20 protein-coding genes are annotated in these 22,079 nt (G+C 61.5%); 15 read left to right on the top strand and 5 right to left on the bottom strand.

Annotation, left to right across the window (positions count from 1 at the left end; translation table 11 throughout):
* Positions 1 to 15 precede the first annotated feature (15 nt).
* The 13 genes from B5V02_RS17980 (at position 16) to B5V02_RS17920 (ending at position 16,442) form a co-directional block, all read left to right on the top strand.
* Positions 16 to 1,140, top strand: coding sequence for an LLM class flavin-dependent oxidoreductase (locus B5V02_RS17980; RefSeq protein ID WP_111545525.1), 1,125 nt, complete (start codon positions 16 to 18; stop codon positions 1,138 to 1,140).
* A gap of 62 nt (positions 1,141 to 1,202) precedes the next feature.
* Entirely contained in the window at positions 1,203 to 2,264 is a 1,062-nt protein-coding gene (locus tag B5V02_RS17975) for an ABC transporter substrate-binding protein (RefSeq protein WP_111545514.1), read from the top strand.
* 11 nt (positions 2,265 to 2,275) lie between these two features.
* On the top strand, positions 2,276 to 3,295 hold the full coding sequence (locus B5V02_RS17970) for an ABC transporter permease (protein ID WP_111545513.1): 1,020 nt from the start codon (positions 2,276 to 2,278) through the stop codon (positions 3,293 to 3,295).
* Positions 3,289 to 4,086 carry an ABC transporter ATP-binding protein gene (locus tag B5V02_RS17965; protein ID WP_111545512.1) on the top strand — a complete coding sequence of 266 codons (798 nt, stop codon included), beginning with the start codon at positions 3,289 to 3,291 and terminating at the stop codon, positions 4,084 to 4,086. Before B5V02_RS17970 ends, B5V02_RS17965 begins: the two co-directional genes overlap by 7 nt.
* A 25-nt stretch (positions 4,087 to 4,111) precedes the next feature.
* Positions 4,112 to 4,633: a YcnI family protein gene (locus B5V02_RS17960; protein WP_111545511.1), complete on the top strand. Its 522-nt coding sequence runs from the start codon at positions 4,112 to 4,114 to the stop codon at positions 4,631 to 4,633.
* A gap of 26 nt (positions 4,634 to 4,659) precedes the next feature.
* Entirely contained in the window at positions 4,660 to 6,279 is a 1,620-nt protein-coding gene (locus tag B5V02_RS17955; RefSeq protein WP_111545510.1) for a copper resistance CopC/CopD family protein, read from the top strand.
* A 215-nt stretch (positions 6,280 to 6,494) separates the two neighbouring features.
* Positions 6,495 to 7,829: an LLM class flavin-dependent oxidoreductase gene (locus B5V02_RS17950; protein ID WP_111545524.1), complete on the top strand. Its 1,335-nt coding sequence runs from the start codon at positions 6,495 to 6,497 to the stop codon at positions 7,827 to 7,829.
* Between the two features lie 53 nt (positions 7,830 to 7,882).
* The gene (locus B5V02_RS17945; protein ID WP_111545509.1) at positions 7,883 to 8,857 is read left to right on the top strand and encodes an ABC transporter substrate-binding protein; all 975 of its coding nucleotides are present in this window, start codon (positions 7,883 to 7,885) and stop codon (positions 8,855 to 8,857) included.
* A gap of 24 nt (positions 8,858 to 8,881) precedes the next feature.
* The gene (locus B5V02_RS17940) at positions 8,882 to 9,769 is read left to right on the top strand and encodes an ABC transporter permease subunit (RefSeq protein WP_111545508.1); all 888 of its coding nucleotides are present in this window, start codon (positions 8,882 to 8,884) and stop codon (positions 9,767 to 9,769) included.
* Positions 9,742 to 10,533: an ABC transporter ATP-binding protein gene (locus tag B5V02_RS17935; RefSeq protein WP_111545507.1), complete on the top strand. Its 792-nt coding sequence runs from the start codon at positions 9,742 to 9,744 to the stop codon at positions 10,531 to 10,533. Before B5V02_RS17940 ends, B5V02_RS17935 begins: the two co-directional genes overlap by 28 nt.
* Positions 10,534 to 10,575: 42 nt before the next feature.
* Positions 10,576 to 12,135 (top strand): FAD-binding protein, encoded by a 1,560-nt coding sequence (locus tag B5V02_RS17930; RefSeq protein ID WP_245445971.1) that lies wholly within the window; start codon positions 10,576 to 10,578, stop codon positions 12,133 to 12,135.
* Positions 12,132 to 12,515: a 4Fe-4S binding protein gene (locus B5V02_RS17925; protein WP_111545505.1), complete on the top strand. Its 384-nt coding sequence runs from the start codon at positions 12,132 to 12,134 to the stop codon at positions 12,513 to 12,515. The genes B5V02_RS17930 and B5V02_RS17925 overlap by 4 nt, the downstream gene beginning before the upstream one ends.
* Before the next feature lie 951 nt (positions 12,516 to 13,466).
* Positions 13,467 to 16,442: a Tn3 family transposase gene (locus B5V02_RS17920; protein ID WP_111545504.1), complete on the top strand. Its 2,976-nt coding sequence runs from the start codon at positions 13,467 to 13,469 to the stop codon at positions 16,440 to 16,442.
* A 3-nt stretch (positions 16,443 to 16,445) separates the two neighbouring features.
* Here the strand turns inward: B5V02_RS17920 and B5V02_RS40625 are convergent, their stop codons facing one another.
* From B5V02_RS40625 to B5V02_RS17900, 5 genes are all read right to left on the bottom strand, one after another.
* Positions 16,446 to 16,583 (bottom strand): hypothetical protein, encoded by a 138-nt coding sequence (locus B5V02_RS40625; protein ID WP_167458540.1) that lies wholly within the window; start codon positions 16,581 to 16,583, stop codon positions 16,446 to 16,448.
* Between the two features lie 75 nt (positions 16,584 to 16,658).
* Complete coding sequence (locus B5V02_RS17915) at positions 16,659 to 17,144, bottom strand: thioesterase family protein (RefSeq protein WP_111545503.1); 486 nt, start codon at positions 17,142 to 17,144, stop codon at positions 16,659 to 16,661.
* A gap of 11 nt (positions 17,145 to 17,155) precedes the next feature.
* Positions 17,156 to 18,061, bottom strand: a complete 906-nt coding sequence (locus B5V02_RS17910) for a beta-keto acid cleavage family enzyme (RefSeq protein ID WP_111545502.1) — start codon at positions 18,059 to 18,061, stop codon at positions 17,156 to 17,158.
* Positions 18,045 to 18,869, bottom strand: a complete 825-nt coding sequence (locus tag B5V02_RS17905) for an IclR family transcriptional regulator (protein WP_111545501.1) — start codon at positions 18,867 to 18,869, stop codon at positions 18,045 to 18,047. Before B5V02_RS17905 ends, B5V02_RS17910 begins: the two co-directional genes overlap by 17 nt.
* 16 nt (positions 18,870 to 18,885) lie before the next feature.
* On the bottom strand, positions 18,886 to 19,842 hold the full coding sequence (locus B5V02_RS17900) for a DUF6282 family protein (protein WP_111545500.1): 957 nt from the start codon (positions 19,840 to 19,842) through the stop codon (positions 18,886 to 18,888).
* Positions 19,843 to 19,958: 116 nt separating this feature from the next.
* Here B5V02_RS17900 and B5V02_RS17895 point away from each other — a divergent pair, with 116 nt between their 5' ends.
* The gene (locus tag B5V02_RS17895) at positions 19,959 to 20,939 is read left to right on the top strand and encodes a fumarylacetoacetate hydrolase family protein (protein WP_111545499.1); all 981 of its coding nucleotides are present in this window, start codon (positions 19,959 to 19,961) and stop codon (positions 20,937 to 20,939) included.
* A gap of 11 nt (positions 20,940 to 20,950) precedes the next feature.
* Positions 20,951 to 22,075 carry an ABC transporter ATP-binding protein gene (locus tag B5V02_RS17890; RefSeq protein ID WP_167458542.1) on the top strand — a complete coding sequence of 375 codons (1,125 nt, stop codon included), beginning with the start codon at positions 20,951 to 20,953 and terminating at the stop codon, positions 22,073 to 22,075.
* Positions 22,076 to 22,079 lie beyond the last annotated feature (4 nt).

Raw genomic sequence — 22,079 nt, 5'->3', positions numbered from 1 at the left:
ACCACGGAGGTTTTCGTGCCAGTAGAATTCATCGGTTACATCGGAAATTTCAACGCATCGGAGACGATCGCCCGTTTCGGCCCAATCATCAACCGCGAACACATCGCCGCTGCCGCCGCCATCCACGAAAATGGTGGGTTCGACCGTGTGCTGCTGGCGTTTCACTCCACCTCACCGGAAAGCATTCTCGTCGGCCAGTATGTGACCAGCATCACCCGCAAACTGAAATTGATGATTGCGCATCGGCCGGGTTTCACGGCGCCGACGGTTGCCGCTCGCCAGTTGGCGACATTGGATCATTTGAGCGACGGCCGGGTCTCTGTCCATATCATCACCGGTGGCAACGATCAGGAGCTGGCACAGGACGGCGACCACCTGACCAAAGACGAGCGCTATGCCCGCACCAGCGAGTATCTTGACATCGTGCGGCAGGAATGGACCAGCCAAAAGCCGTTCGACTATGACGGCAAATACTATCGGGTCGCCGGCGGTTTCTCGGAGGTCAAGCCGCAAGGCCCGGACGGCATCCCGATCTATTTCGGCGGCTCATCCGATGCCGCGATCGCGGTTGCCGGCAAACATGCCGATATCTACGCCTTGTGGGGCGAGACCTATGCGCAGGTCGCCGAGACAATCCAGCGCATCCGCGCCGCCGCGACTGCGCATGGCCGCGCGCCGCGCTTCAGCCTGTCGCTGCGCCCGATCTTGGCGGATACGGAGGAGGCGGCATGGGCGAAAGCTGACCGCATCCTACAGCGCGCCAAGGCCCTGCGCGCCAGCGCTTCAGGCGAGCGCCTGATCAACGTCAATGCCAAGAATAGTGTCAGCGGGCCTCCGAACGAAGGATCGCGCCGCCTGCTGGCGGCGGCCGCGCAAGGCGCGCGGCTCGACAAGCGACTGTGGACGGAAATCGCGGCGCTGACCGGAGCCAGCGGCAATTCGACCTCGCTGGTCGGCACACCCGATCAGGTCGCCGAGGCGATGCTCGATTACTACGATCTCGGCGTTACCACCTTCCTCATCCGCGGCTTTGATCCACTCGAAGACGCCTTTCACTACGGCCGCGATCTCATCTCGCGAGTGCGGACGCTCGTCGCGGCGCGGGACGGCGCAGCGCCGCACGTCCAGGCGGCCGAATAGGTCCCAGGCGCGCGGCTAGCGGCCCCACCAATCCAGCTCGGCATCCTCAAGGAGAATCGAACATGACCTGGAAGACTTTTGCATCGGCAGGCAGTAGTTCCGCTATCGGCGGGTTTGACCGCCGCTCATTCCTCAAGACGGCGGGAGCGCTCGGGCTTGCCCTGCCGCTCGGAGTGGTGTCCGCAAGCAGCCTCTGGGCACAGGCCGCGGCACCGGCCGGCGAGCTAAAGAAAATAAAGTTCGCGACCAACGCCTCGGCCATCTGCCTGGCGCCGGTGTTCGTCGCGCAAGAGCAAGGCATCTTCAAGAAATACGGGCTCGATGTTGAATTGGTCAATTTCGGCGCCTCGACCGAAGCGCTTCTTGAAGCCATTGCCACCGGCAAGGCCGATGGCGGCGTCGGCATGGCGCTGCGCTGGCTGAAGGCCCTAGAGCAGGGCTTCGATGTGAAGATCACGGCCGGATCGCATGGTGGCTGCACGCGTCTCGTCGCGCTGAAATCGAGCGGTATCACCGATCTCAAGCAGCTCAAGGGCAAGACGATCGGCATCTCCGACCTGGCAAGCCCAGGCAAGAACTTCTTCTCGATCCTCCTGCACAAGGAAGGACTCGATCCGATTGCGGATGTCGAATGGCGCCAGTATCCCGGTGAGCTTCTGCAACTCGCCGCCGAAAAGGGCGAGATCCAAGCCATCGCGGACGGCGACCCCAAGGCCTATTTCTGGCTGCAGGACCCGAAATACATCCAGGTCGCGTCGAACCTCGACCACGGCTTCGAAAACCGCGTGTGCTGCATCGTCGGCCTGCGCGGCAGCCTGATCCGCGATGATCTCCCCGCCGCGCAGGCGCTAACACGTGCGCTGCTCGAAGCGCAGGACTGGACCGTCGCCAAGCCCCAGGACGCCGCCAAGGCCTTCCTGCCTAATGCACCCAAGGACAAGACGGTCGACGAGCTCGTCGGCGTGCTGCTTTCGCAGACACACAATCATAATCCGGTCGGCGCCGATCTGAAGCAGGAAATCGCGCTCTATGCGCAGGAGCTGCGTGACGTGCAGGTGTTCAAGCAGTCGACCGATCCGAAGGAGTTCGCGGAACGCGTCTATGCCGACGTGCTGACGGCGTAGGAGACGCTACGATGACTTCGATTGATCCATCGCTTTCCGGGCGCGATGAAACCTCCGCTGTGGAGGAAGCTCCCGCGCAAAGGGGGACGGGCATATGGGTGTTAGGACTGGCAGCGGCCGCTAGCTGGGTCGGCGTGGCCGCACTGATCGAACTCTGGCCGGAGATCATCCCGCAGCCCTACGGCCGGGAGCTGGCGATCATCTCGCTGGTGATCGCGCTCGGATTGGTCATCGTCGCAGCAACGGGGCGGCTCTTCGGAGTCGCCGCAATCACCACCCGCTACTATGGACCCTGGTTCGTCGCAGCCGCGATCGTTGTCGGAGGCTGGGAGATCGTGACGGCAAAGGCGGGCCTGTTGCCCGTGCCCTTTTTCTCGTCGCCGCAGAGCATTCTGGAAGTGTTCTTCGACGATTGGGGCCGGCTTGGCATCAGTGTCTGGTATTCGGTGCTTTTGCTGGCGAAGGGCTATTTCTTTGGCGCTGCCGCAGGCTTCGTCACCGGCGTGACCATCGGCTGGTCGCGAGCGGCGAGCTACTGGGTGCATCCGCTGCTGCGGCTGATTGGGCCATTGCCAGCGACCGCCTGGCTGCCGCTCGCCTTCTTCATCTTCCCGACCAGTGGCTCGGCCAGCGTGTTCCTGATCGCGCTCGCGACCGCCTTCCCGATGACTATCCTCACATGGTCGGGCATCGCCAGCGTCAACCGGGATTATTACGATATCGCCCGCACGCTCGGCGCAAAGCCATCGTTCCTGATCCTGAAAGTCGCGATACCGGCTGCTCTCCCGCATGTCTTCGTCGGGCTTTTCATGGGTCTCGGCACGTCTTTCGCCGTGCTCGTCGTCGCCGAAATGCTCGGTGTGAAAGCCGGCCTCGGCTGGTACCTGCAATGGGCTCAAGGCTGGGCGGCCTATGCCAACATGTATGCGGCACTTCTGGTGATGGCGCTGATGTGCTCGAGCCTGATCACCATTCTCTTCAGGGTGCGCGACTGGACGCTTTCGTGGCAAAAGGGCCTGGTCAGATGGTAGCTCTTGCAACGAACACAGGTGTGGCATCCGCCGCTGCCGGCCAGAAGATCGATATCCAGAGCGTCTTCCATCAATTCGAACTCGAGGGCGAACCGCTTCCGGTGCTCGACGGCATCGATTTTTCGGTGGAGCCAGGATCGTTTGTCGCGCTGCTCGGTCCGTCCGGATGCGGAAAGTCAACGCTGCTTCGCCTTCTCGCCGGGCTCGATCATCCGACCAAAGGTGATTTGAAGGTTGACGGTGAAAACGTCGGCGATCCGGATCCCTCGCGCATCATGGTTTTCCAGGATCCGACGTTGTTTCCGTGGCGGACGGTGTGGGACAATGTATCGCTCGGCCTCGAAGCCCGGGGTATCCTGAAAAAGTCGCGCCAGCGTGTCGATGACGCCATCCAGCTCGTCGGGCTCGACGGCTTCGACAAGGCCTATCCGCATCAACTCTCAGGCGGCATGGCGCAGCGTGTGGCGCTGGCCCGCGCCCTGGTGAACGAGCCGCGCCTGCTCCTGCTCGACGAGCCCTTGGGCAAGCTGGATTCGCTGACGCGTCTCACCATGCAGACGGAGCTTGTGGGGCTTTGGCAGCGCGCCGGACTGACCGCCGTTCTCGTCACGCATGACGTCGAGGAAGCGCTGTTCCTGACCCAGCGTGTGCTGATTTTCGGCCCGCGCCCTGCACGCATCGTCGCCGATCTGAAGGTTGATCTTCCCTATCCCCGCCATCGCGGCGATCCGCGTCTTGCCGAGCTTCGGCGCGAAGCGCTCGGCCATCTCGGTCTGGCGGCGACCTGGTAGTCGAAACCAAATTGGAATCCCGACCATGAAGAAACTGAACCGCGGCCTTCGCGCCGTCCTCGCAGCCGCTGCTTTTGCGATTTCGCTGCCCGCCAGCGCCCATATCACCTTCGAGAACAAGGAGGTGGAGGCGGGACGCCTCGTCAAGTTCGTGCTGCGCATTCCGCATGGCTGCGCGGGTTCGGCGACAACCGCCATACGAATTGCGATTCCCGACGCACTAAGCGGCGTGACCCCCGAGGCCAAGCCCGGCTGGACGCTTTCGGCCGCGACCGCCGATGCGACACCTGTCCATGTCGCTGCCGCCAGCAACGGCACTGGCGGCTTGCAGGCGAAGGAGATCGGCTGGACGGGCGGCAGGCTGGAGAACAGCCACCACGATGAATTCATCTTTTCGGCGACGGTCAGCGCGCGGGCTGGCACGATCTATGTTCCGGTCGTGCAGGAGTGCGAGAAGGGCGTCGAGCGCTGGATCGAGATCCCGTCGAACGGCGGCTCATCCGAAGACCTCAAACATCCGGCGCCCTCGGTTCGCGTCCAGCCTTGACCCTGCCATACAGAGCGACTCACCTGATGAAAGCGGTGGCGGCGATCTTCGCCGCCATTATTGTGTTGGGCTCTTGCACCGGCTCGGCTTTTGCCCACGCGACGCTGATCACGGCCCAGCCCGCCGACGGGGCGGTTGTGCCGGTTGCCCCGGAAGCCGTTACGCTGCGGTTCTCCGAGCCGGTACGACCGTTGGTCGCGCGGCTAATTCATCCGGGCGGGCACACCGAAATCCTGAAGGACATCGGTGACAGGGGCTCGGTCGTCGTGCTGACCCTGCCGCCAAACCTCGAAAGAGGCACACATATCCTGTCCTGGCGCGTGGCATCGTCCGATGGCCATCCGATCGGGGGTGGGCTGCTGTTTTCGGTCGGCGCGCCGAGCGCGGTTGCCCCGCAGGCCGTCGAACAGTCCGATCTCCCGGTTCGGATCGGCCTCTGGTCGGGACGATTTATGCTGATGCTCGGGCTGATCGTTGGCGTTGGCGGCGTGGCCTTCGAGGCCCTGATCGGACGCTCCGGCTCGGTCAGACAAAGCCGGATCGTGAGGGGATCTCTCTTCCTGGGCCTTGTCGCGACGCCAGCGCTGATCGGGTTCCAGGGCCTCGATGCGCTGGGCGAATCGGTTCCAGCCCTGACCCGGTCCGACGTCTGGAGTACCGGCCTGTGGGCAACGAGCTACGGCCGCTCCACGTTACTGGCGGCGACGGCACTGGTCCTCGCCTATGCGGCCGGTGAGGCCGGTCGGACGCGGTTCGGCCTTTGTCTTGCCGCCGTGGCGCCTCTGCTGGTCGGCGTGGCGGTCGCCAGCGCCGGCCACGCATCGACCGCTTCGCCGCGATACCTCACCGTGCCGGCCGTTTTTCTCCATGCGGTATCAGTCTTGCTCTGGATCGGCGCATTGGTGCCACTTGGTATGGTGGTGGCCCGTGGAGATGCCGCGGCGTCTGTCGTGCTCAGGCGCTTTTCATCGGTCATTCCGGTGATCGTCGGCGTCCTCGCCCTGTCCGGCTTGCTGCTTGCCGTCGTGCAGGTGCAAACCATTCCGGCTTTGTGGAACACCAACTATGGCCTCGTGCTTCTGGCCAAGCTCGCATTGGTTTTCGCACTGTTCCTGCTCGCGGCGCTCAACCGTTTCTACTTGACCGCTCCCGCGATCGCTGGCGACGCCAGCGCGACGCGGCGGCTGACGCGCAGCATAGGGACTGAGATCGCCCTTGCGACAGCCATTATCGCTGTGCTCGGCCTTTGGCGTTTCACGCCGGCGCCGCGTGCGATCGCGGCAAACCCCGCATTGTTTGAGGCGCAGGAAGTCCATGCGCAGAAGGACGGCGTCAGCGCCAACCTGTCGATCCATCCGCCCATCGTCGGGCCGGTGAGGATCGAGGTCCGTGATCTCAATCTCGATGGGAAACCGTTCAAGCCGGCCAGTGTCAGCGTCGATCTAGACAAGCCGTCCTATGGTATCGGCCCGTTCACACGCGACGCGCGCTTGGTTGAAGGGGAGGGCTATCTTGCAGACGGTTTCGTCTTGCCTCTCGACGGATTCTGGATCGTCCGTGTAACCGTTCTGGTCTCGGAATTCCGGTCGGTGACGCTGATCGACATCTTTGATGTCCGCAACAGCGTTCCGACGAAAGCCGGCTGAACACTCCGAAAGACATCGGCGGCGCAACCGTGCCGGGCTCCGCAACGGTCTGCCTCCGCCGGACAGCCTTGCCGGAGAAATCCGCTCTCCAATGAGCCGCGATTTCGCAATCGTGTTCCTAGTCTATAGATTTTATAGAATTTAAATTGGGGGGCGTTCGGTCGCTCGCGCGATGATTTTTGTACTCGGCCCCGTCGACCGAACAGGAGATTGTGATGTCGCAAAAGCGCCAATTGAAACTCGGCTTCATGCTCCACGGCGTCGGAATGGGATGGGGCGATTGGCGCCACCCGGATGCTGATCCAACCGCGAGCACGAGCTTCGCATACTACAAAAGGCAGGCACAACTCGCCGAAGCCGCCAAGTTCGATTTCCTCTTCGTCGCCGACAGTGTTTTCATCACCGAAAAATCCAGCCCGCATTATCTCAATCGATTCGAGCCGCTGACGATCCTGTCGGCCCTGGCCGGCGCGACCTCCCATATCGGCCTCGTCGCCACGCTCACCGCCAGCTACAGCGAGCCCTTCAACGTCGCGCGCCAGTTCGCCTCGCTCGACCATATCAGCTGCGGCCGCGCCGGGTGGAACGTGGTGACCTCATGGCTGGAGGGCAGCGCGGTCAATTTCAGCAAATCCTCGCATCTGGCGCATGACACGCGCTACCGGCTTGCCGCCGAACATCTCGATGTCGTCCAGGGTCTGTGGGATTCCTGGGAAGACGACGCGCTCGTCCACAACAAGGCGAGTGGCGTGTTCTTCGATCCGGCAAAGCTTCACGCGCTCAATCACAAGGGCGAGTTTTTTCAGGTCAAGGGGCCGCTCAACATCGCCCGCTCGGCGCAGGGCCAGCCGGTGATCTTCCAGGCTGGCGCTTCCGAGGACGGCAAGAATTTTGCGGCCAAGCGCGCCGACGCGATCTTCGTTCACCACGAAAATCTCGACGAGGGCAAAGCCTATTACCGCGACACCAAGAAGCGTGCCGCAGGTTTCGGCCGCGATCCGGACGACCTCGTCATCCTGCCCGGAATTCGCCCGGTGATCGGTTCAACCGAAGAGGAAGTCGAGCGCAAATACCGGGACTTCGCCAATCTGACCTCCATCGAGAACGCGCTGTCGATGCTTGGCCGACCATTCAACGACTATGATTTTCTGCAGCACGACCTCGACGCGCCGTTCCCGGATGTCGGAGCGCATGGGGCGAACAGCAACCAGAGCACGTCGCGCAAGATCCTGGAAACCGCGGCGCGGGAAAAACTGACGCTTCGCCAGGCCGCGCTACGCTTCGCGACGCCGCGCACCGAATTCGTCGGTACACCGGAACAGGTCGCCGACGCGTTCCAGCGCTGGCTGCAAGAACGCGGCTCCGACGGTTTTGTGATCAACGTGTCGCTGCCGAAAGAGTTCGACGTCTTTGTCGAAACCGTCGTTCCGATCCTTCAGGCGCGCGGCATCTACCGCACCGAATACGAAAGCGAGACGTTCCGCGGCAATCTCGGCGTTCCCGTCCCGCCCAACCGCTACGCCACGAGTGTCGCCGTGGCGGCCGAGTAAGCTTTCTGCCGTCCCAAGCAAATTCCTCCCACAAGCTGAAAGTGAACCCTCCCATGACCGCCATCTCCCGTCGCACATTCAGTCTCCTCGTTGGCGGGCTGGCCGCCGTCGCAACCCTCGGCACGCTGCCGGCTCTCGCCGCCGAAGACCTGAGCAAGGTCGTGCTACGCGTCGGCGACCAGACCGGCGCGACCCGCGCCAAGCTGGAAGCGGCTGGTCTCCTCAAGGACGTGCCTTATCAGATCGAATGGTCGGTCTATCCGGCGGCCGTCAACCTGCACGAGGCGCTCAAGGCCGACGCCGTCGACATCGGCCAGGCGGCGGATTCTCCAACCGTCAGCGCGATTGCAGGCGGCTCCAAGATCAAGGTCGTCGCCAATTTCTCGAATGGCGGCCTCGGCAGTTCGCTGATCGTTCCGGCCGACAGCCCGATCAAGTCAATCCAGGATCTCAAGGGCAAGACCATCTCGCCGACGACCCGCGGCAGTGTTGCGCACTATTTGACGCTCGGCGTGCTGAAGAAGGCCGGGCTGACCACCAGTGATGTGAAACTCGCCTTCCTCACGCCGGCCGACGCGAGCGCCGCCTTTCAGTCCGGTAGCATCGATGCCTGGGGCACGTGGGGGATCTATCTGGCGCGCTCGGTCGGCACGTTGAAAGCGACCGTCCTGATTGACGGGCCGGGAATCAATACCGGAAACTTCGTGCTGAGCGCGACCGACAGTGCGCTTGCCGACCCCGGCAAGGCTGCCGCGATCGCCGATTTCTCCGACCGTATCGAGCGCGGCTACAAATGGTCGCTCGAAAACAAGGGTGCGTTCATCGATTTCTATGCCGGCTTCACCAAGCAGGACAAAGCCCTTGTCCAAAATATCTATCCGATCGAAGCCGCATACAAGCGCACACCCATCGACGACACATTCGTCGCCTCGCTGCAGAACGTGTTTGACACGTGGAAAGAGGCCGGCGTGCTAACCGGCTCGCTCGACCTCCGCGACTACGTCTATCGCGGACTTCCGATCAACTGAGGCAGATTTGAGGAACAAGGGTCGATGAGCTCGATCGCAACAATCACCATCGCGCCACGCGCCGCCGAAAGACATGTGCCTAGTGAAGCGGCAATCCAGGACGCAGGGCTGGCCAAGCAACGCATAGAGCCGGCCTCGGCTTCCGCGCGCGCCCTGCCGCGCTGGGTGAGGCGGGCATCCGGCCCGATCGCTCTCGTGCTGCTTTGGCATATCGCCTCGGTGACGGGCGCTCTGCCAGGCGAGGTCCTGGCTGGCCCGTCCACGGTGATCTCCAGCGCCGTCAAGCTGTTCCAGACAGGCGAATTGCAGGCGGCGATTTGGGTATCTCTCGTCCGCGTGCTGATTGGGCTGGCGATCGGCGGTACGGTCGGGGTGGCACTCGCTGTGCTGGCGGGGCTGTTCCGGATCGGTGAAGACCTCATCGACGCGACGATGCAGATGGCGCGCACGCTGCCCCATGTCGCGCTGATCCCGCTGCTGATCATCTGGTCTGGCATCGGCGAGGCGCCGAAGATCGCTCTGATCGCTCTCGGCACCGCTTTCCCGCTCTACCTCAACGTTTATGCCGGCATCCGCAACGTGGATTCGACGCTGATCGAGGCCGGTCGCACGCTCGGGCTTTCACGCGCGGCAATGATACGGCATGTGGTCCTGCCGGCAGCGTTGCCGAGCGCATTGGTTGGTCTTCGCTATTCGCTCGGCGTTGCGTGGCTGTCGCTCGTCTTCGGCGAGCAGATCAATGCCACGGCCGGGATCGGCTATCTCATGGCCACGGCTCGCGAGTTCTTCCAGACCGACGTTATCGTGGTCTGCCTCGTCGTTTACGCACTGCTTGGGCTTGCAGTCGATTTCACGGTCAGAACTCTAGAAAAGGTGTTCCTCGCATGGCGGCCAGCGTTCAGCGGAACTTGACGGTGGTCGAGACGGATGCGCCCGTGCGCGTATCCGAACGGCCCAAGGTTGCAGGACAGGCGGTAAGGGTTCGTGGCCTCACGCGTCGCTTCGGCGAGCGCGAGGTGTTGAAGAACCTCGACGTCGACATCGCGCCGGGCGAGTTCGTGGCGCTGCTCGGCGCCAGCGGCTGCGGCAAGAGCACGCTGCTGCGCATCCTTGCTGATCTCGACCGGGAAATCATTGGTGAAGTCGAGGTGCCGGTCCGCCGCGCCGTCGCCTTCCAGGCACCGCGCCTGATGCCGTGGAAGAAGGTGTGGCGCAACGTCGTACTCGGCCTGCCCGGGCGGCCCGACAGGGCGCGCGCGCTGGCCGCGCTCGAGGAGGTTGGCATCGGCCAGCGTGCCGACGTGTGGCCGAAAGTTCTGTCCGGCGGCGAGGCGCAACGCACCTCGCTGGCGCGCGCGCTGGTGCGCGAGCCTGACCTGCTGCTGCTCGACGAACCTTTCGCCGCGCTCGATGCGCTGACGCGCATCAAGGCGCAGGACCTGGTCGGCGAACTCTGGCAACGGCATGGCTGCGCCATTCTTCTGGTCACGCACGACGTGGAGGAGGCGGTGCTTCTCGCCGACCGGGTCCTTGTGATGAAGGACGGCATCATCGCGCACGAGGAGCGGATCGACCTGCCGCGCCCGCGCGACGTCGCCGATCCGGTCTTCGCCAGGACACGCGGCAGCCTTCTCGACTGGCTGGGGGTGCGACACGGAACTCACGGCAATGCCTAAAGGTCTCGAACGATGAGCCGGTCGCCGGAGGAGACTCTTGAATTGACCGCCGATGTGCTTGTTATCGGCGGCGGCCTTGCCGCAACCTGGGCGGCGTCTGCGGCGCGTCGAGCCGGCGCTTCCGTCATCCTCGTGGACAAGGGGCATTGCGGCACCAGTGGCGTCACCGCGACTGCGGGACCGGGACATTGGTGGGTGCCGCCCGATCCTGCGGAACTCCGCGAGACCACGATCCGCAACCGACTGAAATCCGGCTTCGGCCTCAACGATCCGGAATGGATGGCGCGCGTTCTGGCGCTCACTTGGGAAAGCCTGCCGACCCTCGAGGGCTTCTATGACTTCTCCACGGACGAGAATGGCGTGAAGCAGTATCGCGCCTTGCGCGGCCCAGAATACATGCGCGCCCTGCGCAAGCTGGTGGACAGTCTTGGCGTCACCGTCCTCGACCACAGCCCGGCGCTGGAGTTGCTCCAGCGCGCGGACGGCTCGGTGTCAGGCGCGCGCGGCATCCGGCGGCAGGCGGGCGGGCACTGGCAGGTCAATGCCGGCGCGGTGGTGATGGCCACTGGCGGCACTTCGTTCCTGTCGCGCCTGCTTGGCTCGCACACCAATACAGGCGATGGCTATTTGATGGCGGCGGAAGCTGGCGCCGAACTCTCCGGGATGGAGTTTACCACCTACTATACCGTCGCGCCGGTGCGCTCCACGATGACGCGCTCCATGTCCTACGCCTTCGCCACCTATTACGACGAGGACGGCGCGGTGATCCCGATGCCGCCAGGTCCGGATACGACGCGGCCGCTGGCGCGTGCCATGTTGAAGGGGCACGTCTTCTGCGATCTCGCCCGCACGCCCGAGGACATCCGCGGCCGGGTGCCGACGATTTCGCCGAACTTCATGTTGCCGTTCCGGCGCTGGGGCATCGACCCCTACAAGGACCGGTTCGAAGTGACCTTGCACGGGGAAGGGACGATCCGCGGCATCGGCGGGCTTCGCATTGTCGGCGAGGATTGCGTGACCTCGGTTCCGGGCCTCTATGCCGCTGGCGATACGGCGACTCGCGAACTCGTTGCGGGCGCTATTTCGGGAGGCGGCAACATCAATTCGGCCTGGGCGGTGTCGTCTGGTCAATGGGCCGGTAGAGGTGCGGCGCGCTTTGCCGCGGAAAATCCTGCCGCGTCGGGCGCAAGACCCATCGGGCAGGCGGGCCTGCGCCCGGCCACCGTGCCGAGCGATGTCGATCTCGGTGCGGCGCGGTCCGCCATACAGGGCGAGATGCTGCCTTACGACAAGAACATCTTCCGCAGCGGTCACGCGCTGAAACGTTCGGCCGAAACGCTCGACGCCGCCTGGGCGGAGTTCGATGCCCGCGCCCGCGGCGTCGGCGATGCGCTGCTGAGAACCCGGGAGACTGCAGCCATGCTGGCCACGGCGCGCTGGTGTGTCGCGTCGGCTCTGGCACGCGACGAAAGCCGCGGCATGCATCAGCGCGAGGACCGACCGCAGACCGATCCCCGTTTTGACCGGCGCATTCTCGTTGGCGGCCTGGACAAGGTCTGGACGAGGTCCGACTACGGCCGCGCATTGGAACTCGCATCATGATCGAACTCGTCATCGCCGAGCGTTGCACGGGCTGCAACGCCTGCGTCGAAGTCTGCCCGACCAACGTGCTTGAGTTGGTTGCCGGCGATGTGCCGCGCATCGCCCGGCAGGCGGACTGCCAGACCTGCTTTATGTGCGAGCTGTATTGCCGGGGAGATGCGATCTATGTCGCCCCGGACTGCGAAAGCCCCACTGTAGTCGACAGGGACGCTATCCTGACCTCCGGTCTGCTAGGCGAATTCCGCCGCGATCACGGCTGGGACGAGTGGGCAACCGATCCGCGCTATACCAACGAACATTGGCGGATGGAGAGCGTGTTCCTGCGCGCACGGGATATGGCGATCTCCGAGGCGGTGGCGAAACGTAGGGATGGAAACTAGCCGTCGGGCAAGGGAGGATCGTGCGACCTGACGACGGGAGTGTTTGATGATGGATGCATGTGGCGCACCTCGCGGAACTCAAAGCCCGACGTTTTGAAGCCGAGGCGGAACTGGCCAATCCTGAAGAGGGCAGGCAAAGGTTGTTGGGAATACCGGCAATACTCACCTCGATTTGGCATCGCCGTGCACCGCTTCTCAGCGAACCTTGCCCAGTTTTGTACCTTGGAATGCGCGCCCGAACCACACGATCCGCGAATTCGCCGTACTAATTGGCGTGCTTAGATCGCAAAAAAGGCACGGCGGAAAACTCACTAAGTGGTTGAAAAGAATGGTGATATTGACAGGAATCGAATCTGTGATCTAAAGACTAGCTGTCTGCCGCTCTGCCTACGGAGCTACGGGATTGCGCGGCCCAAACTTAGCCGCTTTGGAAGGCGGGATCATTCGAGATCGTGCTTGGCGCAACGGAACCATGCGGAACGATACGGGAAGACTTCTGATTTTGGCCCACGAAAAACCCAATGAAATCAACGATTTTGGTAGATCCTCCGGGCCCACCAATTTCTTGCTGGGTAAAACTGTTTCGGCAGAACGGAATGGGACGGGATTTCGCTCCCGGCAGCCTTGAAGAACCCGTAAGGTGTCCGCAAAGTCGCCGAGCTACATATTGTGATCCAAATCGAGATCCAAAGCCCAGAAAAACTAAGTGAAATTATCAATTGCGGTGTGCGACTTGGCGGAGAATTACGTCTGCCTTCCCTATCGACCGGCGGAAGCCGTCAAACCCATTCCTGGGGTCGGAACAAGAACCGTTCCCGCAGACACGCTAAGGTCGAACGAAGCGCGAACACGCGCATAGATCTGTAGATGAAGCCACCGGGCTGGTTGAAAGCTTCCGGCCGATGGCCAACCAGTTCCCCTAGGAATTTAGTGTGCCTAGGGAGAAGGCGAGTGGGTAGAAGACGGCTTGTCAGTTCAAAGGAAGCGGCGATACTGCTGGGCATAGCGACGGACGAGGATAGTCTGATCAGTCACTTTACTCTGGACCCGGCAGATAGATTGGAATGCGAACTCCGCCGGCGACCGCAGAACAAGCTGGGCTTCGCCGTTCAACTCTGCACGATGCGACAAACAGGGCGGCTTTTGTGGGACAACGAGCAGCCACCTGCGGCTGTGATCAACTATCTTGCGGAGCAGCTCGGTATCGACGCGCGCCTCTACGCCTTCTATGCGCATCGAGTACAGACGCGTTTCGATCACAGCCGATCGTTGATGGCTTACCTCGGGCTCCGGACTGCATCTAGAGACGATCGCCGCGCCGCACTTGTGGCTGCAATCGATGCGGCGGCCAACGGCGATCACGGGTTGCCGATCGCGACAGCAGTCATTGCGGAGTTCCGGAAACGAAACGCACTCCTGCCTTCGCTGCATTCCATCGAGAAGATCGGCCTCGGCGGTCGCGCGATAGCTCGCCGACGGGCTGAGAAAGAACTTATCGAGGGTATCTCGCCTGATCGGCTTGCGTCACTGGACAGGCTGTTGGAGGTTGACCCGGCCCTCGGCCAGACGCGCTTTCATTGGCTGCGCTCGGCGCCAGAAGCGCCAGGTGCGTCAAACCTAGTCGGGCTGACAGAACGCATTGCCTTCCTGCGCAACCTGGAAATCGACGCGAAATTGCAGGTGCGCATACCATCTGGACGATGGGATCAGATGATCCGTGAGGGCAACGCCACACCGGCATGGCTGGCCAACGACTTCAATGCCAGCCGTCGACACGCGCTGATCGTGGCGCAGATTATCAAGCTCGGCCAGAAGCTCACCGACGATGCAGTGTCGATGTTCATCAAGCTGATAGGTCGGTTGTTCTCGCAAGCCAATAACCGCAAGAAGCAGCGGCACATGGACTGCAGGCCGGATACCGCCAAGGCACTGCGCATGTTCCTGGATACGATCACAGCCATGCAGTCCGCGAACGATTATGGCCGGAACGCATTGGAGGTTCTCGATCAGGAAGTTGGGTGGCACCGGTTGCTTCGGATGAAGCCTGAGCTTGAGTCGATGGTCGAAGACAATGAGGCGTCGCCATTGACCTTGGCGGCCGAGCAATATGCGACCGTCAACAAATATGCCGGTGCGTTCCTGCAGGCGTTCACGTTCCGCTCAGCGCGCCGCCACGATCCCCTTCTTGCGGCGATTTCGCTGCTGAAACGGCTCTATGCCGAGAAGTGGCGGACCCTTCCGGATCGCGTCCCGGTCACCCACCTCAGCCAAGCTGATCGACGGCTAATCCTCGGGCAGGAGAAGCCCGATCGCCGTCTCTATGAGATTGCAACGCTCGCGGCTTTGCGGGACCGGCTTAGATCTGCGGACATCTGGGTCGATGGCAGCCGATCCTTCCGGCCGATCGACGAGCATCTTATGCCGCGGTCAACATTCACCACCATGAAGGAGGAGGACCGCCTCGGGCTGGGCGTCCAAGGTGACGGCGCGCAGTGGCTTGCCGAAGCGCGTCAGATGCTCGACTTCAACCTGAAGCGCCTCGCGCACAGAGCACGGTCCGGAAAGCTCGAAGGTGTTCGTCTTGAAGCCGGCACGTTGATCGTGACGCCAACGGCTGGCGAGGTTCCGGCGGCGGCCGAGGAACTGAACGCCGAGATCAGCGAGCTTTATCCGTTGGTCGAGGTGCCGGACCTTCTGCGGGATGTGCACGAATGGACCGGCTTTGCGGACTGCTTCACGCATGTTCGCACGGGTGACACTCCGAGGAATGTCTCGGCCATGCTGGCCGGCGTGCTGGCCGATGCGACAAACCTCGGTCCGAAGCGAATGGCGAGCGCGTCCAAAGGAATCAGCGCTCACCAGATCGGCTGGATGCGCACCTTCCACGCTCGGTCGGAGACCTATCGCGCGGCGCAAGTATGTATCACCGATGCACACACCCGCCATCCGCATTCTCGACTGTGGGGCAACGGAACAACCTCATCGTCCGATGGCCAATTCTTCCGCGCGAGCGATCGAGCCGCAAAGCGCGGCGACATCAATTTGCATTACGGCAGCGAACCCGGATCGAAATTCTACAGCCATCTTTCCGATCAGTATGGCTACTTCAGCATTCTGCCCATCAGTCCGACCGAAAGCGAGGCGGCCTACGTGCTCGATGGGCTATTCGATCAGGACACGGTCCTCGAGATCCAGGAACACTTTACCGATACGGGCGGCGCGAGTGATCACGTATTCGGGCTGTTCGCCCTGATCGGCAAGCGGTTCGCACCGAGACTGCGCAATCTCAAAGATCGGAAGTTCCACACATTCGAGAAAGGCGACGCATATCCGGCGCTGTCGAACCACATCGGGGCGCCGATCAACACCACTTTGATTCTCGACCATTGGGACGATCTGCTCCATCTGGCGGCGTCGGTCACGACGCGATCCGTGGTGCCGTCTACGATCCTGAAGAAGCTGTCCGCATCTCCGAAGGAAAGCCAGCTCGCAAGGGCGCTACGGGAACTCGGTCGGATCGAGCGATCGCTGTTCATGATCGAATGGTACTCAAGTCCGATATTGCGTCGGCGCTGCCAAGCCGGCCTCAACAAGGGCGAAGCTGCGCATAAGCTGAAGCGCGCTGTCTTCTTCCACGAGCGCGGCGAAATCCGCGACCGATCATTCGAAAGCCAGGCATTCCGCGCCTCCGGCCTCAATCTCGTCGTTAGCGCGATCGTGCATTGGAATACGGTCTATTTCGAACGGGCCGTCACCCACTTGCGCAAAATGCACCGCGAGATTCCGGATCATCTGCTCAAGCACGTCTCGCCGCTGAGCTGGGAACACATCAATCTGACCGGCATCTACACCTGGGATGCAGAACATCAGATGCCTGAAGGCTTCCGGTCGCTCAGACTTCCGGCTCGGTTACGCCACGCCGCATGACGTTCATGCTCCGTTCGACGTTAGCGTGTCGCTGGGAACAGTTCTTGTTCCGACCCCCAGATCGACGACGCCCTTGCCGGTGACCGCACCGTAGCGCGCTCTGCCGCCGATGGTGAAAGTAGCGAGGCGTTCCGCGCTCATGTTGCAACTCCGCAATTGGTCTTGTTGGATGCCTCTCACAAAGAACCGCAAGCGCGACTCTTGTTGTAACTGTGGTCAAGCTGTCCTGCGGCGAATGCCGATCGAGCGCCCGGCACGCTCGGGCATCGGCAGGGTCGCGTGGGCGGCGCGCATGGCTTCGACCTTGGCAAGTACATCGGCGGGGAAGGGCGCCACCTTCGGGCCTGACACGTCGACATGCAGCGAAAGCGTTTCGGAGGTTGCGGCCAGCCAGCCATCGACATGGCGGATTTCCTGGTACGCTCTCAACCGCTTGTCATCATGGTCGATGAGCTGAAAGGAGACCCCGACCTTGTGGTCGAGATGCAGCTCCTGCACATAACAGACATGGACTTCCGCGGTGTAGATGGTGAGCCGCCGTTGCTTCACATAATCCGGCCCCATGCCCATTTTTTCCAAGGCTTCATCAGAGCAGCGATCGAACAGCACGTTGTAGTAGGCCATGTTGAGATGGCCGTTGTAATCGATCCAGTCCTTCTCGATGCTCATGGCACGAGAGACGAAGGGGGTGAGGATGGGCATGGAATGTCGCTTTACCAACGTTTCGTGAGCTTGAGCTTTTTGCGCACTTCGGATGGTCCAAGGATGCGCGCGTTAGCCGTGTGGGCAATTGCAACAGCTTGTTCGACGAGGTCTTTGTTTGTCGCCAGCACGCCGCGCTTGAGCCAAAGGTTGTCCTCCAGGCCGACGCGGATGTTGCCGCCTGCTAACAACGCCAGCATCGCGTAGGGGAACTGGTTTCGGCCGATCGAGAAGGCGGAAAAGATCCAGGATTTGGGCAAATTATTGAGGAGCGCCATGAAACTGTTCAAATCGTCCGGGATGCCCCACGGTATTCCCATGCACAACTGAACCGTGACCGGGTCGTCGATTATGCCCTGCTGAACCAGGTGTTCGGCGAGACGCAAGTGCCCTGCTTCGAAGATCTCAATCTCCGGCCGCACACCTAATGCCTGAATGCTACGGGCCATCTCGGCAAGGGTGTCGGGCGTGTTGATCATGACCGTGTCCCCGTTGCCGAAATTCATGCTGCCGCAATCGATCGTGCAGATTTCGGGGAGGAGCGCCTTCACATGAGCCAGCCGTTCGGTCGCGCCGGCCATGTCTGTTCGGGAACCAATCGGCGGCAGAGGTTTTTCCGGCGGTCCCATCGTCATGTCACCACCCATGCCCCCTGTCAGATTAAGCACGAGATCAACTCCCGACGCGCGGATATGGTCTACGACCTCCCGATAAAGCTGGACGTCGCGCGCGGCCTTGCCCGTAGCCGGGTCGCGCACATGAATATGCGCTATCGCGGCGCCCGCTTGCGCTGCCTCGATTGCAGCCTCTGCAATCTGCACGGGCGTGACTGGGACCTTGTCGGAGCGCACGACGCTGTCACCGGCACCGGTCACGGCGCAGGTGATGAAGACTTCGGAACTAGGCGTGAGGGGCATGCGCTTCCTTGTCTGTGTTGGAAGGGTGTTCATCAGGCTCGACGCGGAACCCAAGATTCCGCGAGATTCGCTCTGCCGCCTTCAAAAGCGCAGCCACATGTTGAGGGTTTGGAGGATGCTTGATCGACTGCGCCAGGCCCACGATCGCAATCGTTGCGATGCCATCGCCGAGATTATCGAAGATTGGGGCAGCAACCGCACTGATTCCGCGCGCCGACTCTTCGGGTGCCAGCGCGTATCCCTGCCGTCGGATTCGGTCGATCTCCTCGCGTAGCGCGGCTGCATCGCAAATCGTCGTTTCGCTGTAGCGTTCAAGCCCGTTCGCCAAGGCGCGCTTCAGGAGCGGGTGGCGACTGAAGGCCAGCGCGATCTTGCCCTGCGCGGTAGAATGCAAGGACAGGTCGCTGCCCGGTCTTACGCCGATCTCGATTGCGGCACGTGCAAGCGCTGTCGTCGCCACGACAACCGACTTCGAGTTGATTAGCGAGACCACGCAGGTCTCACCGACTTCGTCGCGGAGCGCCTTTGCCTCGGCCTCGGCCGTCACCATAATATCTACACGCCCGGCACCTTGGCTTAGAAGTTGTGCACGCATGCCGAGGCTGTAGCGCGCGGTCTGGGCGTCCTGCGACACGTAGCCAAGATCCATTAGAGTCTGGAGGTGTCGGAAAACGGTGCCTTTGGTTGTCTTGAGGGCGTCCGCCAGTTCGCTTACGCCAACGCTGGCGCCGGCAGCAGACACTCCCTCTAGCACGCGGAAGGCAAGCTTCACCGACTTAACGCCAGAGACTGATTCATCCTGCGCCATGGCGATCACCACTTCCCTATGTTGCCTTTATGCCGCGGTCGGGCTCGCCGAGCAGGACTCTGGCATTTCCACCGACCATGGCTCGGATATCCGCGTCGCCGTAGCCAGAATCGAGCAGCAAACCAACCATGGAGGCAAAACCTTGAACCGGTGTAGGGTTCCCGAACTGGCCCAGATCGGAGCCGAAAATGGTTCCCCGCAATCCGCCAGCCTCAATGAACGCTGCAAGGTCATGCCTGTCATACAGAACATCGTCTGGACCGCCGAACCACATACAGATCGAGTGCTCGATCGTCACGCCCCATTCGGCCAAGCTTCTGATGTCGGCCATCGAAGCGCCCAGGATGAAGTCCGGGTGGCTCATGACAAAGCGGCTGACGCCTCTTTTCCGGGCTTCTTCAAAAATACGAAAAGCCTCATCATAGTGAACATGGCCTGCAGACAGAACAAGATCGCTGCTCGCGGCTATGTCGCAGATGTGTTTCAGTTCGTCTCGAATCTGTCCGGACCCGTCGAATAGCATTACCGGGCGGGCCGTTAGCGCGCCGGGGCGACGTTTCGGGAAAGCCTTTTCCGGGGGAACACCCTGTTGAGCGCGGATGTGGTTCTCGGCATCGAGCGTCGGTAACCAGACAATCCTTACCCCATGGGCGGCCGCGTGCTCGACCGCGTAAGGGTTTAGCCCGCCAACTGCGTTGTTAAGCACTATGCCACCCAGCATCACGGTGGGCTCAGAATACTTGTTTCGGATCAGCCGAGCCGTTGGGGCAGTGCAATAGTAGTGGTCCTTCATAACCACCGCTTCGAACCCGGCTGCGGCCGCCTCTTTCATCGCGTCTATGTGGTCGAGTTGCCGCCGCATCATGGACGGGCCGCTATGACAATGCAGGTCAATAGCGCCCACCAGGAGTTCTCGGACTTTATCCGAAACTCGGATTTTGCCGCCGTCAGTTTCTAGGTCACTTATCGCCATACGGGATCTCCAAACGTTGCCGCCACGATCGCACAAACGAAAATAATTCGCAAGAACCGTACTTGACTGTAAAACGACGTTCTGCGATATGAAACGAAACTTGGAGGTTATGAGCAATGAAATTAGCTAGTTTTCGGGCCGCGGGAGTTGATCGTGTTGGCTTTGTGGATGAGGTAGGCCGGGTCCATGACCTCGCCGAGGCAATGGCTGGTAAAGGTGGCGCCCCGAGCGATGCGACCACCTCGGGCGACATGCAGGCACTAATTGAAGCCGGGCCAAAGGCGCTCGAAGAGATAGCAACCCTTCGGCAGAGCCTTAATGGCGGTTATGCTGGAAAAGGCTATGCGGCCGATGAGATCACGTGGCATCCGCCGGTTCGCAAGCCCTCGAAGATCGCTTGCGTGCCCAACAACAATACCGCCTTTTCTGAAACGATCATGAAGCGGCCGAAATCTACGACTTTCTTCCTGAAGTCGCACACATCCTTGGTCGGGAGCGGCGGCTCGATCGTGCTCTACCCGGACTACGGGCTGACCTACTCCGAGCCTGAACTCGCTGTTGTGATTGGCCGCACGGCAAGTCGTATCAAGGCGAAGGACGCCTATGATCACGTGTTCGGATACACCATCCATAACGACGTTACGTCGGCCTCGCTGCGTGAGGAGGACACATTCCACTATCGCGAGGCCATGCCTGATGGGAATGGTGGACTCAAGATGATCGAGAGCTATACGTCCTACTCGGGTCGATATAAGAGCGCCGATACTTTCGCCCCGTTGGGTCCGTGGCTTGTGACGCGCGACGAGATCGCCGACCCGCATAACCTTGACGTAGCCATTCACGTCGGCGGCAAGCTTCTGTTCAGCGACAATACAAAAAACCTGACGTACTACGTGCCGGAAGTCCTCGAGGTGATTTCCCGCTACACGACTTTGCTTCCTGGCGATGTCGTCTCCATGGGGACGGCTTCGGCGCCGGGTGGCGAGGAAGGAGAGGTGCCGCTTGCCTCGACCGATATCCATCGCCTGGGCGGTCCTGTGCGCATTACTATCGCGGGTCTCGGTGAGCTCTCCAACCCTGTCGATATCCGGACCTGAGTGTACGTTTGATGGGTGCGTCGACTCCCTTTGCAAAGATACCTGAGGTCGGCCAAGACGGGGCCGACAACATCGTGTCGCTGCGCAATCTCAGCATGAGCTATGGCCGGATGCAGACAATCCTGCATGACCTGTCGCTGGATGTGAGGCGAGGTGAGTTTTTGACACTGCTCGGGCCGAGTGGCTCAGGTAAGACGACGACGCTTATGCTCATTGCTGGGTTTCAGTACCCATCGAACGGCCAGATACTGATCGATGGGAAGGACGTGACAGCGCTGGCCCCGCACCGACGGGAACTTGGGGTCGTGTTCCAAAGCTATGCCTTGTTCCCGCAAATGACGGTGCATGAAAACATCGCCTTTCCTCTGAAGTTGAGGAAGCTACATCGCCAAGAAATCGACAGGCGAGTGCATGAGGCACTTGACCTTGTCCATCTGACCGGCTTGGGCAAACGGCGAACGACGCAGCTGTCCGGAGGCCAGCAGCAGCGCGTGGCGCTCGCCCGCGCGCTCGTGTACCGCCCAAAGATAGTGCTGATGGACGAGCCGCTTGGTGCGCTAGACCGCGGATTGCGCGATAGCATGCAGAGGGAGTTTCGCGAGATACACCGAACTCTCGGTATGACATTCGTTTACGTCACGCATGATCAGCATGAAGCGTTGACCATGTCGGACCGCATTGCGGTGTTGAAGGACGGCCGGCTCGTCCAAATTGGACCACCCGAGGAAATTTATCGCAGGCCGGCCAACAGCTTTGTGGCCTCGTTTCTCGGAGACGCAAACCTCCTTGAGGGCAAGATCACCGGTCTGAGTGATAACCAGGCGACTGTTAGACTCTCTGGCGGCCAGATCGTGCAGGCTCCGCTGCCTTATGACGCGTCGGTCGGAAGCTCAGTCTCGGTGCTGGTCCGACCGGACGCAGTGACGCTCGGCGCCGGCTCGCCCAACGCCCTGCGTGGCACGCTGCAAGATGCGGCCTTCCACGGGGACCATTATCGCCTCCAAGTCGCGGTCGAGGGAGGGATAAAAATAAGCGCCAAGATCGCGTCCCACGGCATCTTGGTGCCTTCCATCGGCGACGCAATCGCCGTCGGGTTTTCTAACGTCGATCCAACCATCGTTCTCACACGCATTTAACAGA

Origin of the sequence: Mesorhizobium kowhaii (assembly GCF_003253745.1) — a bacterium.
Classification (GTDB): Bacteria; Pseudomonadota; Alphaproteobacteria; order Rhizobiales; family Rhizobiaceae; genus Mesorhizobium; species Mesorhizobium kowhaii.
Note: the sequence above shows the minus strand (reverse complement) of the source record. Positions and strands in the feature narration are given on the sequence as shown.

Bases quoted from the DNA above. Each gene is read 5' to 3' on its own strand.
- B5V02_RS17915 (WP_111545503.1), bottom strand. From the start codon at position 17,144: ATGCCCATCCTCACCCCCTTCGTCTCTCGTGCCATGAGCATCGAGAAG.
- B5V02_RS17940 (WP_111545508.1), top strand. From the start codon at position 8,882: ATGAGCTCGATCGCAACAATCACCATCGCGCCACGCGCCGCCGAAAGA.
- B5V02_RS17945 (WP_111545509.1), top strand. From the start codon at position 7,883: ATGACCGCCATCTCCCGTCGCACATTCAGTCTCCTCGTTGGCGGGCTG.
- B5V02_RS17900 (WP_111545500.1), bottom strand. From the start codon at position 19,842: ATGGCGATAAGTGACCTAGAAACTGACGGCGGCAAAATCCGAGTTTCG.
- B5V02_RS17890 (WP_167458542.1), top strand. From the start codon at position 20,951: ATGGGTGCGTCGACTCCCTTTGCAAAGATACCTGAGGTCGGCCAAGAC.
- B5V02_RS17895 (WP_111545499.1), top strand. From the start codon at position 19,959: ATGAAATTAGCTAGTTTTCGGGCCGCGGGAGTTGATCGTGTTGGCTTT.
- B5V02_RS17960 (WP_111545511.1), top strand. From the start codon at position 4,112: ATGAAGAAACTGAACCGCGGCCTTCGCGCCGTCCTCGCAGCCGCTGCT.
- B5V02_RS17935 (WP_111545507.1), top strand. From the start codon at position 9,742: ATGGCGGCCAGCGTTCAGCGGAACTTGACGGTGGTCGAGACGGATGCG.
- B5V02_RS40625 (WP_167458540.1), bottom strand. From the start codon at position 16,583: ATGAGCGCGGAACGCCTCGCTACTTTCACCATCGGCGGCAGAGCGCGC.
- B5V02_RS17925 (WP_111545505.1), top strand. From the start codon at position 12,132: ATGATCGAACTCGTCATCGCCGAGCGTTGCACGGGCTGCAACGCCTGC.
- B5V02_RS17965 (WP_111545512.1), top strand. From the start codon at position 3,289: ATGGTAGCTCTTGCAACGAACACAGGTGTGGCATCCGCCGCTGCCGGC.
- B5V02_RS17905 (WP_111545501.1), bottom strand. From the start codon at position 18,869: ATGGCGCAGGATGAATCAGTCTCTGGCGTTAAGTCGGTGAAGCTTGCC.
- B5V02_RS17975 (WP_111545514.1), top strand. From the start codon at position 1,203: ATGACCTGGAAGACTTTTGCATCGGCAGGCAGTAGTTCCGCTATCGGC.
- B5V02_RS17950 (WP_111545524.1), top strand. From the start codon at position 6,495: ATGTCGCAAAAGCGCCAATTGAAACTCGGCTTCATGCTCCACGGCGTC.
- B5V02_RS17970 (WP_111545513.1), top strand. From the start codon at position 2,276: ATGACTTCGATTGATCCATCGCTTTCCGGGCGCGATGAAACCTCCGCT.
- B5V02_RS17910 (WP_111545502.1), bottom strand. From the start codon at position 18,061: ATGCCCCTCACGCCTAGTTCCGAAGTCTTCATCACCTGCGCCGTGACC.
- B5V02_RS17955 (WP_111545510.1), top strand. From the start codon at position 4,660: ATGAAAGCGGTGGCGGCGATCTTCGCCGCCATTATTGTGTTGGGCTCT.